Annotated in this window: 12 protein-coding genes and 1 pseudogene; 6 read left to right on the top strand and 7 right to left on the bottom strand. The window is 71.3% G+C overall.

Annotation, left to right across the window (positions count from 1 at the left end):
* The first annotated feature begins 44 nt into the window (after positions 1-44).
* Entirely contained in the window at positions 45-929 is an 885-nt protein-coding gene (locus ACZ4N4_RS42610; protein ID WP_453577818.1) for a geranyl diphosphate 2-C-methyltransferase, read from the top strand.
* A gap of 60 nt (positions 930-989) precedes the next feature.
* On the opposite strand, the gene ACZ4N4_RS42605 is transcribed toward ACZ4N4_RS42610, so the two are convergent.
* Positions 990-1472: a VOC family protein gene (locus tag ACZ4N4_RS42605; protein ID WP_467599355.1), complete on the bottom strand. Its 483-nt coding sequence runs from the start codon at positions 1470-1472 to the stop codon at positions 990-992.
* A gap of 99 nt (positions 1473-1571) precedes the next feature.
* Between ACZ4N4_RS42605 and ACZ4N4_RS42600 the strand changes: the two genes are divergently transcribed.
* Positions 1572-2774: an epoxide hydrolase family protein gene (locus tag ACZ4N4_RS42600; protein WP_467599352.1), complete on the top strand. Its 1203-nt coding sequence runs from the start codon at positions 1572-1574 to the stop codon at positions 2772-2774.
* 7 nt (positions 2775-2781) lie between these two features.
* On the opposite strand, the gene ACZ4N4_RS42595 is transcribed toward ACZ4N4_RS42600, so the two are convergent.
* Complete coding sequence (locus ACZ4N4_RS42595) at positions 2782-3141, bottom strand: helix-turn-helix domain-containing protein (RefSeq protein WP_453577810.1); 360 nt, start codon at positions 3139-3141, stop codon at positions 2782-2784.
* Between the two features lie 56 nt (positions 3142-3197).
* On the opposite strand from ACZ4N4_RS42595, the gene ACZ4N4_RS42590 reads away from it, so the two are divergent.
* Both ACZ4N4_RS42590 and ACZ4N4_RS42585 read left to right on the top strand, forming a co-directional pair.
* Positions 3198-4010 carry a class I SAM-dependent methyltransferase gene (locus tag ACZ4N4_RS42590; protein ID WP_467599349.1) on the top strand — a complete coding sequence of 271 codons (813 nt, stop codon included), beginning with the start codon at positions 3198-3200 and terminating at the stop codon, positions 4008-4010.
* Between the two features lie 216 nt (positions 4011-4226).
* Entirely contained in the window at positions 4227-5114 is an 888-nt protein-coding gene (locus ACZ4N4_RS42585) for an RNA polymerase sigma factor SigF (protein WP_450768178.1), read from the top strand.
* Positions 5115-5263: 149 nt separating this feature from the next.
* Here ACZ4N4_RS42585 and ACZ4N4_RS42580 read toward each other — a convergent pair whose 3' ends face one another.
* Together ACZ4N4_RS42580 and ACZ4N4_RS42575 are read right to left on the bottom strand one after the other, a co-directional pair.
* On the bottom strand, positions 5264-5716 hold the full coding sequence (locus ACZ4N4_RS42580; RefSeq protein ID WP_453577805.1) for an ATP-binding protein: 453 nt from the start codon (positions 5714-5716) through the stop codon (positions 5264-5266).
* A gap of 399 nt (positions 5717-6115) precedes the next feature.
* Positions 6116-7357, bottom strand: a pseudogene (locus ACZ4N4_RS42575) (DUF6777 domain-containing protein); the annotation flags it as partial.
* A gap of 169 nt (positions 7358-7526) precedes the next feature.
* Here ACZ4N4_RS42575 and ACZ4N4_RS42570 point away from each other — a divergent pair.
* Positions 7527-8822, top strand: coding sequence for a streptophobe family protein (locus ACZ4N4_RS42570; RefSeq protein ID WP_467599345.1), 1296 nt, complete (start codon positions 7527-7529; stop codon positions 8820-8822).
* Positions 8823-8825: 3 nt separating this feature from the next.
* On the opposite strand, the gene ACZ4N4_RS42565 is transcribed toward ACZ4N4_RS42570, so the two are convergent.
* The 3 genes from ACZ4N4_RS42565 to ACZ4N4_RS42555 all read right to left on the bottom strand — a co-directional run bounded on the left by ACZ4N4_RS42565 (position 8826) and on the right by ACZ4N4_RS42555 (position 12312).
* A complete protein-coding gene (locus tag ACZ4N4_RS42565; RefSeq protein ID WP_467599342.1) occupies positions 8826-9440 on the bottom strand; it encodes a hypothetical protein in 615 nt (204 codons plus the stop codon).
* Positions 9441-9448: 8 nt separating this feature from the next.
* Positions 9449-11788 (bottom strand): FHA domain-containing protein, encoded by a 2340-nt coding sequence (locus ACZ4N4_RS42560; RefSeq protein ID WP_467599339.1) that lies wholly within the window; start codon positions 11786-11788, stop codon positions 9449-9451.
* A gap of 113 nt (positions 11789-11901) precedes the next feature.
* Entirely contained in the window at positions 11902-12312 is a 411-nt protein-coding gene (locus tag ACZ4N4_RS42555) for a hypothetical protein (RefSeq protein WP_467599486.1), read from the bottom strand.
* 311 nt (positions 12313-12623) lie between these two features.
* Here ACZ4N4_RS42555 and ACZ4N4_RS42550 point away from each other — a divergent pair, with 311 nt between their 5' ends.
* Positions 12624-13007 (top strand): nuclear transport factor 2 family protein, encoded by a 384-nt coding sequence (locus ACZ4N4_RS42550; RefSeq protein ID WP_467599336.1) that lies wholly within the window; start codon positions 12624-12626, stop codon positions 13005-13007.
* The last annotated feature ends 35 nt before the right edge of the window (positions 13008-13042 follow it).

The raw sequence follows: 13042 nt of genomic DNA, 5'->3' as shown, positions 1-13042 counted from the left end.
GAGCCCATCCGAAACACCGTCGGAAACACTTCGAGGAGCAACTGTTGACCACCGCCCCTGTCGCTCGGAAGACCACCACGTCAGCCCCGGTGCCGACCCAGTCCAGGTACCAGAACAGCGTCGCGGAGTACTGGAACGCCGAGGAGAACCCGGTCAACCTCGAACTCGGAAAGATCGACGACCTCTACCACCACCACTACGGCATCGGCGAGGCCGACTGGTCGGTGCTCGACGAGAGCGACCCCGAGCTGCGCAAGGAGCGCGTCACCAGCGAGCTGCACCGCCTGGAGCACGCCCAGGCCGAACTGCTTGCCGGGCATCTCGGCCCGCTCACTCCGGACGACCGGGTCTTCGACGCCGGCTGCGGCCGGGGCGGTGGCAGCATCGTGGCGAACCTGCGCTACGGCTGCCACGCCGACGGGGTCACCATCTCCGCCAAGCAGGCGGGCTTCGCCAACGACATGGCCCGCAAGCGGGGGGTCGGTGACAAGGTCCGCTACCACCACCGGAACATGCTGGACACCGGCTTCGAGACGGGCGCGTACGCGGCCTCCTGGAACAACGAGTCCACGATGTACGTCGAGCTGGAGCTGCTCTTCGCCGAGCACGCCCGGCTGCTGCGCCGGGGCGGACGCTACGTCACGATCACCGGCTGCTACAACAACGCCTACGGACAGGCCTCGCGCGAGGTGTCCCTGATCAACGCGCACTACATCTGCGACATCCACCCGAGGTCGGAGTACTTCCGGGCGATGGCCCGGAACCGTCTGGTGCCGGTCCATGTGGAGGACCTCACCGAGGCGGCCATTCCGTACTGGGAACTGCGCAAGCAGGCCGACCACCTGGTGACGGGGATCGAGGACGCCTTCCTGACCGCCTACAAGAACGGCAGCTTCCAGTACCTGCTGATCGTGGCCGACCGGGTCTGACCCGGCGAGGCGCAGGCGCGGGGCGGTGTCCGGGGACACCGCCCCGCGTCGTCGTGCGGGTCACTCGCCCGCGTACGCCTTCTTCAGCGCGGCGATGTCGAGTTTGCCCATCGTGTACATGGCCCGCGTGGTGCGGGTCGCCCTCTCCGGGTCGGCGTCGCCGATCATCTCGATCAGTCCCTCCGGGATGACCTGCCAGGACACGCCGTACCTGTCCTTGAGCCAGCCGCACGGGCCGGGTTCGCCGCCGTTCTCGGTGAGCTTGGCCCAGTAGTAGTCGACCTCCTCCTGGCCGTCGCAGTAGATCTGGAAGGAGATCGCCTCGGTGAACTTGAACTGCGGGCCGCCGTTGATGGCGACGAACTTCTGCCCGTTGGCCGTGAAGTCGACGGCCAGCACGGACCCCGCCTCCCCCGGTCCGGCCTCGTTGTAGCGGCCGACCTTCCCGACGCTGGAGTTCTTGAAGATCGACACGTAGTAGTGGGCGGCCTCCTCGGCCTGGCCGTCGAACCAGAGACACGTGGTGAATCCGTCGGTGGTCATGGACACCTCCTGGGGCGTGGAACAGGGTCATCCGTACCGACCCCCATACGGCGGGAAACTCATCGCTGATCGCCCACCGGTCCACCTAGCATCCCGACCATGACCTCTTCGCCGGCTGTTGAACCGTTCCGCATCTCGATCCCCCAGAGCGACCTCGACGACCTCCACGCCCGGCTGGACCGCACCCGCTGGCCGGCCGAGCTGCCGGGCGCCGGCTGGGAGTACGGCGTACCGACGCCGTACCTCCGGGAGCTGGCCCGGTACTGGCGGCACGAATACGACTGGCGGGCCGCGGAGGCGCAGCTGAACGCGTGGCCGCAGTTCACGACGACGATCGACGGCGCCCACATCCACTTCGCCCATGTCCGCTCCCCCGAGCCGGACGCCACTCCACTGGTCATCACCCACGGCTGGCCGGGCTCGATCGTGGAGTTCCTGGACGTGGTCGGCCCGCTCACGGATCCCGCGGCGCACGGCGGGGATCCGGCGGACGCCTTCCATGTGGTGGTGCCGAGCGTCCCCGGTTTCGGTTTCTCCGGTCCGACCACGGAGTCCGGCTGGGAGGCGGGGCGGGTCGCGGACGCCTGGGCGGAGCTGATGACGCGGCTGGGTTACGAGCGGTTCGGTGCGCAGGGTGGTGACTGGGGCGCGGCGATCTCGCGGGAGCTGGGCCGTGCCCATCCCGATCGGATGATCGGCGTGCACCTCAATCTGCTGCCCGGTGCCCAGCAGGCCACCGAGCCCACCACCGAGGAACTGGCCGCCCTCGATGCCGAGGAGCAGGCGAACACCCTCGACTCCTGGCGCCGCTGGGCCGCCTGGTCCCGGGAGAGCACGGGGTACGCCGTCCTGCAGAGCACCCGCCCGCACACCCCCGGCTACGCGCTCACGGACTCACCGGTCGGGCAACTCGCCTGGATCGTCGAGAAGTTCCGGGAGTGGACGGACTCCGAGGAGCTGCCGGAGGAGGCGGTGGACCGGGACCGGCTGCTGACCGACGTGATGCTGTACTGGCTGACCGGTACGGCCGCCTCGTCCGCCCGCATCTACTACGAGCGGGCGCACGCCACCGGCGCCCGCGCCACCGCGCCCTCCCAGCCGTCGACGGTGCCGACCGCCGTCGCCCTGTTCCCGGCCGAGCCCCAGCGTCCGCTGCGGCACAAGGCGGACCGCACGGAGAACATCGTGCGCTGGACGGAGTTCGACCGGGGCGGGCATTTCGCGGCGATGGAGGAGCCGGACCTGCTGGTGGGGGACGTCCGGGCGTTCTTCCGGCAGCTGCGGGAGCAGGACGCGCGCTGAACCGCCGTCAGGCGACCAGGCACAGACCGTTGTAGGGCCCGGGCGCCGGTCGGCCCGCGGCGGTCCTCCGGGCGAACTCGGAGTGGACCAGGGACAGCAGGCCGCCGAGGTCGTGGCCGAGGGCATGGGCGGCGGCCGCGAGGACCTCGGAGGAGGCCTCCTTGCGGCCGCGCTCGATCTCCGACAGATACGGCATGGAGATCCGGGCCGCCTGGGCGACGTCCTTGAGGGTGCGCTCCTGGTCCAGTCGCTCCCGCCGCAGGACGTCTCCGACCAGGTCACGCCAGAGGGGTTCCCTGGGCTCCGGGTCCGGCTGCCGCGGGCGGAGCGGGATGACAGGGGCATGGTTCGGCGGTTGGCTGCTCACTCCGACAGCCTAAAAGCAGTGGCCCGCCGCGGAAGGGGATCGGCAAACTGCCCGGCATGGATGCGGTCGAGTTCATGGGTGCGGGGCCGGAGCTGCGGGACACCTTCGACCAGGACGCGGAGCGGTACCGGCGCGCACGGCCCCGCTATCCCCGCTCCCTGGTCGAGGAGCTGAGCCGGGTCACGGGCGCCGGCCCGGGGGTGCGCGTGCTGGAGATCGCTCCGGGCCCCGGCCAGCTCACCGTGGACCTCGCCGGGTCCGGCTGCGCGATCACGGCCGTGGAGCTGGGCCCTTCCCTGGCCGCGGTGGCCCGCCGGGAACTGGCCGCGTTCCCGGCGGTGGACGTCGTGACCGCGGACTTCGAACGGTGGGAGTTGCCGCCGGAGCCGTTCGACGCGGTGGTGTGCGCGACCGCGTTCCACTGGATCGACCCGGTGGTCCGGGTGCCCAGGGCGGCCCGGGCACTGCGCGCCGGCGGACTGCTCGCCGTCGTCACCACCCACCATGTGGCGGGCGGCTTGGAGGACTTCTTCGCCGACGTCCAGGAGTGCTACGAGCGGTGGGACCCGGCCACGCCGCCGGGTCTGCGGCAGACCACCGAGTCGGAGATCTCCCCCGACACGACCGAGCTCAGCGGCTCCCCCTACTTCACGGACGTCACCGTCCACGGCCACGCCCAGGAGATCACGTACACCACCGATACCTATCTGGACGTCCTCCTCACCTACTCCAACCACCGCGCCCTGCCCGACGCCGCGCGGAACGGGTTGCTGGACTGCGTCCGGAAGCTCATCGACTCGCGGTACGACGGTGTGGTCACCAAGCGGTACTGGCACGAGCTGATCACGGCCGTACGCGTCGGGGTGTGAGCGTCTCCCCGCTGATCGCCGCCGAACGTCACCGGCTGTTTTCCGCCAGCCCGGTGAACGGTACGCATGCGGTGCGTCACCCCGGGTACCCGTCCGTCAAGCACGCATGAGATGTCCGATAGCGGGTACCCGGGCCAGGGCCATCAACTGGACAAGGCCGGAACGACACAGGCCGAAGAGGCACACGCCGTACCGTGACTTTCGTGGGGAGAGGTAATGAACACCGCCGGGATCCGGTCGGAAGCAGTGAGCACCGCGCAGTCTGTCGGGGAGCGCCAGGCGGAGGGGGAGCTGCCCGGGATAGAGGACCCGAAGACCGTGGCCCCGCGGGACGCGCGGGAGCTGTCCCGCCAGTTCTTCCGGCGGATCGGCGAGCTGGAGGAGGGCACACCCGAATTCCAGTACGCCCGCAACACTCTCATTGAAATGAACATGTCTCTCGTGCGGTTCGCGGCCGGACGGTTCCGCAACCGCGGCGACGACATGGAGGACATCGTCCAGACCGGGATGATCGGCCTGATCAAGGCCATCGACCGGTTCGAGCTGTCGCGCGAGGTCGAGTTCACCTCCTTCGCGCTGCCGTACATCGTGGGCGAGATCAAGCGGTTCTTCCGTGACACCACCTGGGCCGTACACGTTCCGCGCCGGCTCCAGGAACTGCGGGTCGAACTGGCCAAGGCGCGCGAGGAACTCTCCAGTCGCCTCGACCGGGAACCGACGGTCGCCGAGCTCGCCACGCTCATGAACCTGTCCGAGGGCGAGGTGGTCGAGGGGCAGCTGGCCTCCAACGGCTACAACTCCTCCTCCCTGGACGCCGCGCTCACCGGCGACGGCCCCGAGGACGGCGAATCGGTGCTCGCCGACTTCATCGGCGTCGAGGAGGACGGGCTGCGGCTCGTCGAGGACTTCCAGTCGCTGGCTCCGCTCATGGCCGAGCTGAGCGAACGGGACCGGGAGATCATCCATCTGCGGTTCGTGGAGGAGGCCACGCAGGCGGAGATCGGCGAGCGGCTCGGCTGCTCCCAGATGCATGTCTCCCGCCTCATCAAGCGGATCATCGCGCGCCTGCGTCAGGGGATGCTGGGCGAACTCGGCTGCGCCTGACGGCGGGCTCACGGGCGCTGCCCCGCACCGGCGCGTGGGGCGGCGCCCGTGGTGATCCTGGGTGGGGATGATCCGGTGTCCGACATCCGTCTCGGTGCGAGCCCGCTGTCGGTGCGAGCCCGCTGTCGGTGGGAGTCCGGAATCCGTCTTCAGTGCGCGAGGGGCACCAGCGCGCGGACCCGCTTGCCGACCGGTACCCGCTCGGCGGTGACCTCGGCGGCCAGGGCGTGGACGATCTCCAGACCGTGCCGGCCGACCCGTTCGGGATCCTTGGGGAAACGCCGGGGCAGCGCGGCACTGCTGTCGTACACGGAGACCAGGACCGCGCTGTCCGTACCCTCCAGCTCGAGGATGTACGGGCCGTTGCTGTGCCGGTCCGCGTTGGTGATCAGCTCACTCACCACCAGGAGCAGCTCACCGTCGGCCCGGGGGTCGATCGTGGCACACCACTCCGTCCTGAGCTGTTCCAGGAAGCGGCCCGCGAAGTCCCGCGCCTCGGCGATGCAACCCGGTTCACCGGTGTAGTGCGCCGCCCGCCGCAGCGGCTCCACGGGTACGTCGAAGCCAGTCGGTATCACTACCCCGCCCAGGTGTTCGATCATGCGTGTCTCTCCAGGAGGCCCGTCCGGCCCAGTCGCTGTTGACATCATGCTCGTACCCCAAGTGTCGTCCGGCAGTCCCCCGGGGCGTTCGCCTACCGCGCACAAAACGCGTCACGCTGGTCACACCGGCGGGGAACCGGCGCCTTCGGACTCCGGGGGCGCGGGGGGAGCAGAGCTGGGCGGGGCCTGCGGGGACGCCGGGGCGGCCGAGGACACCGCGGACTCGGAACCGGGCGAGGGCGGCGAGGGCGGGGCCGCCGACCTGGGGGTTTCCGACCCGGGGGATTCGGTCTTCGGCGACTCGAAATTGGGCGCCTCGGACTTGGGGGACTCCGTCTTGGGCGATTCCGTCCGAGGAGACTCGGTCTTCGGAGATTCGGTCTTCGGAGATTCGGTCTTCGGGGACTCGGTCTTCGGCGATTCGGTCTTCGGGGACTCGGTCTTCGGCGACTCCGACGAGGGCGACCGGGAGGACGGTGGCTTCGAGGACGGCGACTCGGACGAGGGCGGCCTGGAGGAGGGCGTTTCCGAGGACGGCGAGTTCGACGACGGGGGCTTCGAGCCGGGGCTGGACGGTCCCGACGGGCGGGTGGAGACCGGTGGGCACGGCGTGGTGCCGGGGCGGCCGGTCCCGCCCTGCGTGGGCGGGCAGCCGTGGTGGACCGGCGGGTTCATCGGGTTCGGATCGGCCGGGGGCTTCGCCGGGCGGTCCTCGTGCCCGGTGTGGTCACCCCGGTGGCGGCCGAACCAGTCGTCGTGCCTGTGGTCGAAGAGGACGAAGACGTTCACGATCTGCGCGGCGGGTGCGACGACGACCACGTTCGAGGGCCGGTACCCGGACCAGGCGCGGCCCGTGGTCCGCGGGGGGTTCTTCTGCGCGACCGGCGGGGTCAGCGGGTTGCCGCAGGCGCACCGCACCTGGGGTACCCCGTGCCCGTCGACCAGGACGGCGGTGCCCGTCTGGAGGACGGACTGGTACGTGGTCGAGCCGCCGTCGCGGTAGCCGTGGGCGGTGACCCGGGTGTCCGCGCGCAGCTGTACGGGGGTGAGGGAGCGCAGGTAGCCGGGGACGCCGGAGGGCCGGACGCCGACCTGGGCGGCGAACGCCCTGTTGCGCGAGGGCTCGGCCTGGAAGTACCTGATCTGCTTCTCGATGTCGCAACTGCCGCTGTTCTTCGTGCCGCTGTAGAGGCCGGGCGCCCCGCCGTCGACCCCGCGCACCTCGTTCGCGGGCACCGCCGAGTCCTCCGACACGGCCGAGGCGGCCGACGACGCGCCAGGTATGGAGGATGCCGGTGCGACGGAGCTCTTCGTGGCACTGGATTCGGTGAACGGGTCCTGCCCTGAGCTGTCGGCGGCCTGGAGGAAGACCTCGCCGCCCTTCCTCGAGCCGCCGCCGCCCGGACGGGTGAAGACCACGGCCAGGACCGCGGCGACCACGACGGCGGTGGTGAGCATCGCGACCCGGCGCGCGGACCGCCACCACGGCTGGTGCGGCTGTCCGCCCTGGCTGCCGCCGCCTCCGCCGCCTCCGCCGCCCGGCGGCTGGGAGGGCGGGACGGGGGGTGGTCCGGAAGGCCCGGACAGCGGGCCGGAGGGCGGTCCTGTGGGGCGGCCGGATGACGGCGGTCCGATGCTCACGCTCATCTCCCCGTTGTGAGGGACGGCATTCACGGCAAACGGCTTTTGCGAAAAATGCCTCATTTGATGCACAACGAGCCCAATGTGCGCCGGACCCGTACCGTCCGCAAGCCGACGCGGACGGCTCACCCGGCAGGCGGAGCGACAAGATGTTGCTTAGCGTGACAGCGTGAGCCCCCGAATCGCCTCCGCGCGGCCGGTGGCCGCGCCCGCCGGCCAGCCCGTCGCCCGGCACGGCTGGCCGCCTGCCCTCGCCGTGGTACTGGCCGCGCTGGCCGCCATGGCGGTGGTCGCCGCCGTGGGGCTGTGGGCGGCTGGTGCGGCGGACCTGCCGAGCGGCGCGTTTCTCCCGGTGCTGCTCGCGACCGTGGTGACGGCCGTCGGCGGCACCGTCGAACTCTCCGGCGACGCGGGCGACCTGGCCCGGACGAACGCCGGCCTGACCGTCGTACCGCTCTCGGTCATGCTGGTCGGGGCCCTGGTCGCCGCCGGGGGCTTTCTGCGGCCGCTGCGGCACCGGGCGGTGGCCGGCGCCCGGGAGCTGGCCGGCTGGGCGGCCCGGATCGCGGTGCTGTGGCTGCTCGCCCTGATCGGGCTCGCGCTCGGCGCCCGGCACACCTTCGCCGTGAACGTGGGCAGCGGCACGCTCAGTGACCTCACCGACCTGCTGGACGCCGCGCCGAAGGTGGGCTTCACGACGGACGTGCCGCTCACCGTCGTGTTCGGGCTGCTGTGGCTGGCCGGGATCCTGCTGCTGGCGCTGCTGGTGTCGCGCGGGGCGCCGCTGCCGGGGCGGCTGCTGCGCTTCCAGACGTCGGTGCGTCCCGCGGCGTTCGCGATGGTCGCGCTCGTGCTGGCGTACGTCGCGCTGGCCCTGGTGGCCGCGCTGGTCGCGATGGTGACGCGCGGGCACGCCAAGGAGACCCTCGCGGTGGTTCTGCTCGGGCTGCCCAACCTGGCGTGGCTGGCGCTCACGCTCGGTCTCGGCGTCACCTGGCGGGGCCGGGTGGACGGCCCGTTCGGGCTGCCGGTGCCGCATGTCCTCGCCGAGGTGCTGCGCACCCCGGACGTCTCGACCCTGAACCTCCGTACGATCACCGCCCACGACGGCCGCTGGTGGTGGCTGGCGGGGGTGGCCGCGGTGCTGCTGCTCGCTGCCGGGTTCCTGATGGCGGTGCGCTCACCGGCCCGGATCCGCGCCTGGCAGCACGCCCTGCATCTGGCGCTCGCACTCGCGCTGACGATGCTGACGCTCTGCCTGACCGGCCGGGTCTCCGCCCACTACGGCCTCTCGCTGCTCGGCATCGGCGACCTGGGCGGCAATCTGTCGGGCGAGCTGCTGCTCAAGCCGCGGCTGTGGTCGGCGGTGGGCCTGGGCGCGCTCTGGGGCCTGATCGCCGGATTCCTGGGCGCCCTGCTGGCCGGCCCGGTGCGCCGGCCGGGTGAGGTCGCGGCCAGATCTTGAGGCCTACCGCCCACGCTCACCGTCGGGGGTCACCACCCGGGTCGCGTGGTGACCGGCGCCGTCGCCGCCCGGCTCGGCCCGCTCGGTGAGATGCCGATCGGTGAGGTCCCCGCCGGTGCCGTCCCCGTCGGTGACGCCGCGGTCGGTCAGGTACGTGGACAGCCGGCGTCCGTCGCCGTACAGCCAGCGTCCCTCGGCCGGGTCGTACAGCCACATGGACTCCCCGTCGACCACCACCCCGATGCGCAGTCCGTGCGTACGGCCCCGGAAGGACTCACCGTCGAGGCCGCCGCCGGCCAGATCCTCGACGGCGTCCCGGTAGTCGGCGAGGACCTGTGCGGCCTGGGCCAGCAGCGGGCGCGGGTCGGTGGCGTCGGCGGACGGGCCGCCGGTCAGGGGCGGGTCCCGGGGCACGGTGACGAGGTAGCGGCCGTCGACCCAGGCGGCCCAGCCGTTGGCGCAGCTGATGTGGGCCCAGTCGCCGCGCCGCTCCACGAGCTGCACCGGCAGCAGCGGGTCCAGGGGCACGGTCGGCCGGGCCGGGTCGGGGGCCTCCCAGGCGGGCATGCCGTCGGCCGGCACGACGTGGGTGGGCCGGAACCCTGGGCTCGTGGTCATCGCCTCGCCTACTTCCGCATCACGGCGGGTTCGTGCCGGCGCAGCAGCCGCGACAGCACACAGCCGAAGGCGGCGGACAGCACCACCAGCATGACCATGTTGCGCAGCCAGACGCCCGCCGAGTGCCGGAAGAACGGGTCGGCGGTGAGCTTGCCCGGCACGATCCGGTGCAGTTCGACGGTGCCGGCCATGGCACCGAGCGCCCACCGGGAGGGGACCAGCCAGGCGAGCTGTTCGAGACCGGGTACGCCGTCCAGCTTCAGCAGCGTTCCGCAGAAGACGACCTGGACGACGGTGAGGAGCACCAGCAGCGGCATCGTCACCTCCTCCTTGCGGACCAGGGCGGAGATCAGCAGGCCGAGCATCATCGCGGTGAAGGAGAGCACGGCCACGGCCACGGTGATCTCCAGCAGGGGTGGCATCAACACCCCTTCGCCGCCGGGCGCGTTGATGTCGACACCGGCAAGGCCCACCTGGGTGAGCACCACCGCCTGGAGCACGGTGACGGTGCCGAGGACCACGACCTTCGACATCACGTACGCCGATCTGGGCAGGCCGACGGCTCTCTCACGCTGGTAGATGACGCGTTCCTTGACCAGTTCGCGCACGGCGTTGGCCGCGCCGGTCAGCACCCCGCCCACGCACAGGGTGAGCAGCGCGTTGGTCGCGGTGTCGAAGGTGAGTTTGTTGCCGGCGACGGCCCGGGCCATCGCGCCCATGACGAACGGCAGTCCGATCATGATGGCGAGGAAGGTCCGGTCGGCGAGGAGGGCTGCGGTGTAGCGGCGCACCAGGGTCGAGAACTGGGCTCCCCAGCTGCGCGGGCGCGGCGGCGGGGGCGCGGTGACCGGACCGGCGCGCGGTACGACGGGCTGCGCGCTGGAGTTCACGATGTACTTCCGGTGGTACGACGAGCCGCGGAACTCCCCCGCCCAGTCCCGGTCGGTGTCCCGCTCGAACGCCTCGAAGGCCTCGGGCCACTCGTCGAAGCCGAAGAAGCCGAGGGCGTCGCCCGGCGGGCCGAAGTAGGCGGTCCGGCCGCCCGGCGCCAGGACCAGGAGGCGGTCGCAGACGTCGAGGCTGAGCACGCTGTGGGTGACGACGATGACGGTACGGCCGTCGTCGGCGAGGCCGCGCAGCATGTTCATCACCGAACGGTCCATGCCCGGGTCGAGTCCGGAGGTCGGCTCGTCGAGGAAGAGCAGGGACGGCTTGGTCAGCAGCTCCAGAGCGACGCTGACCCGCTTGCGCTGCCCGCCGGAGAGGCTGTGCACGGGCTGCTCGGCGCGCTGTTCGAGGCCGAGTTCCCGGATGACCTCCTCGACCCGCTCCCGCCGCTCCGTCTTCGCGGTGTCCTCGGGGAAGCGCAGTTCGGCGGCGTAGGTGAGGGCGCTGCGCACGGTCAGCTGGACGTGCAGGATGTCGTCCTGCGGGACCAGGCCGATGCGCTGGCGGAGCTCGGCGTAGTCGCGGTAGAGGTCGCGGCCGTCGTAGAGGACGGTGCCGTGCTCGGCGGGGCGCTGGCCGGTGAGGGCGCCGAGCAGGGTGGACTTGCCGGCGCCGCTCGGCCCGACCACGGCGAGCAGGCACTTCTCGCCGACCGGGAAGGAGACGTGGTCGAGCAGGATCTTGCGGCCGCGGTCGACGGCGACGGTGAGTTCCTGGACGTCGAGGGAGACCTCGCCGGTGTCGACGTACTCCTGCAGTTGGCCGTCGACCAGACAGAACGCCGAGTGGCCGATGCCGACGACGTCCCGGGGGCCGACGGGGGCGCGGATGACGGTGCGGCCGTTGAGGTAGGTGCCGTTGTGGCTGTCGAGGTCGACGATCTCGTAGCTGCCGTCGGGGTGGGCGCGCAGTTCGGCGTGGTGGCGGGAGACGACCAGGTCGTCGACGACGACGTCGTTGTCGGTGGCGCGGCCGATGCGGATGGTGCGGGCGTGCAGCCGTCGTACCGAGGAAGGCTGCCGGAAGGTGCCGGTGCGGTTGGGCATCGAGACGGCGGAGGGGCGGTCCGGGGCGGGCGGCGGGCGGCCGACGAGGACCGCGCTCGGGCCGTCGGCGGGGCTGCCGAAGCGGATGACCGTGCCGGGGCCCACTTCCCATTCCCGGATGCGGCGGCCGTCGGCGTAGGTGCCGTTGGTGCTCTGCTCGTCCTCGAGGGTCCAGTGGCCGTCGGCGGGCCGCAGCACCGCGTGGTGCCAGGAGACCCGGGAGTCGTCGATGACGACGTCGCTGTACGGGTCACGCCCGACGTGGTAGTCGCGGCCCGGGCTCATCACCGTGGATCCCGTGTCGGTCTCCAGGACGAGTTCGGGCGCCGTCGAGGTGACCGGCCGCTCCGCCATGGCCAGAATTCTACAGATTTGTCAGCTTATACGCCTGACCGCGACCATCCGACCACGGGCCACCCGACCACGGGCCACCCGACTGCGGCCGCCCGGCCGACGGCTGTCACGTGTCAGGCCACGGGGACGACGAGGGCGGGGAGGGTGCGCTGCATCCGGAGGGCGTCGACGGACTCGGCGAGCAGTTCGTACTCGGTGGTGTCGTCCTGGACGGCGATCCGTACCAGCCGTCCGCCGGCCAGTTCGTCGGCGACGAGTTCCTGCCGGACCACGTCGGAACACCAGGCGCGAAGCAGACCGGGTACGTCCGAGACGGTCGCCCCCACCGGGACGAGTGCCCCCTGCGGATATCTGGGGTTCTCGGGTAAGGGGTCCAGCCGTTCCGCGATCCACGAGGCCCGGTCCCGTAACCACCACAGCGCCAGTGCCAGGGTCGGCGCACGGTAGGTGCCGAGCGGAACGCCGATGCGCTGACCGCCGCAGATGCCGTATGCCGTGACATGGCACAGGAATTCGTCGTGCACGATCACTCCCCCGTAGCTCGCCGGTGTGCCGTCGCGGGCCGGTTTTCCGGGCGGCTCCTGTGCGGTGAAGTGCTCCTGACATTCGAGTATGTTCACTTTCGAAACACTGTCACCACACCTTTCCGGCCAGTCTCTTGGCATATTCCGCCTGCGAATTGGCCGAAATGCTCCAGCTGTACGACCCCGCCTTCATTACCCGAGGGGTAATCGACCCGTCACGCGGATCCGGGCATGGTGGTGTCAACGGGTCGCCGCACACCGCGATCCACCCCCCGACCAGCAGTGACACCCTCGATGGAGGCTGATTCGCCATGTCCGTGAACACCGACCGTTACCAGACCGCCGCCGCCCGCTACTTCGAGGCCTGGAACGCCACCGAGCCCGAGGCGCTGAGCAAGGCGGTCGCCGAGGCCTGGGTCCCGGAGGGCTCGTACACCGACCCGCTCGCCGAGGTCTCCGGGCACGCCCAGATCACGGCCGTGATCGCGGCGGCGCACGAGCAGTTCCCGGGTTTCGTGTTCCGTCCGCTCGGGGCCGTCGACGGCCACCACGACACCGCGCGCTTCGGCTGGGAGCTGGTGAACGAGGCCGACGGCTCGGCACCGGTGGCCGGTTTTGACGTGGTCACGCTCAGCGAGGACGGCCGGATCCGGCAGGTGCTGGGCTTCCTGGACCGGGTGCCGACCGGGGCCTGAGCCGGCGCCCGCGACGAGTTCCCGCGCTCGCGGCG

The sequence above is a fragment of the Streptomyces sp. NPDC026538 genome (assembly GCF_055567535.1).
The sequence above is the reverse complement of the archived record's forward strand: the minus strand, read 5'-3'. Positions and strand labels throughout refer to the sequence as shown.

Coding starts and splice junctions, on each gene's coding strand:
- ACZ4N4_RS42605 (WP_467599355.1), bottom strand. CDS start 1,472: ATGACCACCGACGGATTCACCACGTGTCTCTGGTTCGACGGCCAGGCC.
- ACZ4N4_RS42590 (WP_467599349.1), top strand. CDS start 3,198: ATGGATGCGGTCGAGTTCATGGGTGCGGGGCCGGAGCTGCGGGACACC.
- ACZ4N4_RS42600 (WP_467599352.1), top strand. CDS start 1,572: ATGACCTCTTCGCCGGCTGTTGAACCGTTCCGCATCTCGATCCCCCAG.
- ACZ4N4_RS42565 (WP_467599342.1), bottom strand. CDS start 9,440: ATGACCACGAGCCCAGGGTTCCGGCCCACCCACGTCGTGCCGGCCGAC.
- ACZ4N4_RS42560 (WP_467599339.1), bottom strand. CDS start 11,788: ATGGCGGAGCGGCCGGTCACCTCGACGGCGCCCGAACTCGTCCTGGAG.
- ACZ4N4_RS42580 (WP_453577805.1), bottom strand. CDS start 5,716: ATGATCGAACACCTGGGCGGGGTAGTGATACCGACTGGCTTCGACGTA.
- ACZ4N4_RS42585 (WP_450768178.1), top strand. CDS start 4,227: ATGAACACCGCCGGGATCCGGTCGGAAGCAGTGAGCACCGCGCAGTCT.
- ACZ4N4_RS42550 (WP_467599336.1), top strand. CDS start 12,624: ATGTCCGTGAACACCGACCGTTACCAGACCGCCGCCGCCCGCTACTTC.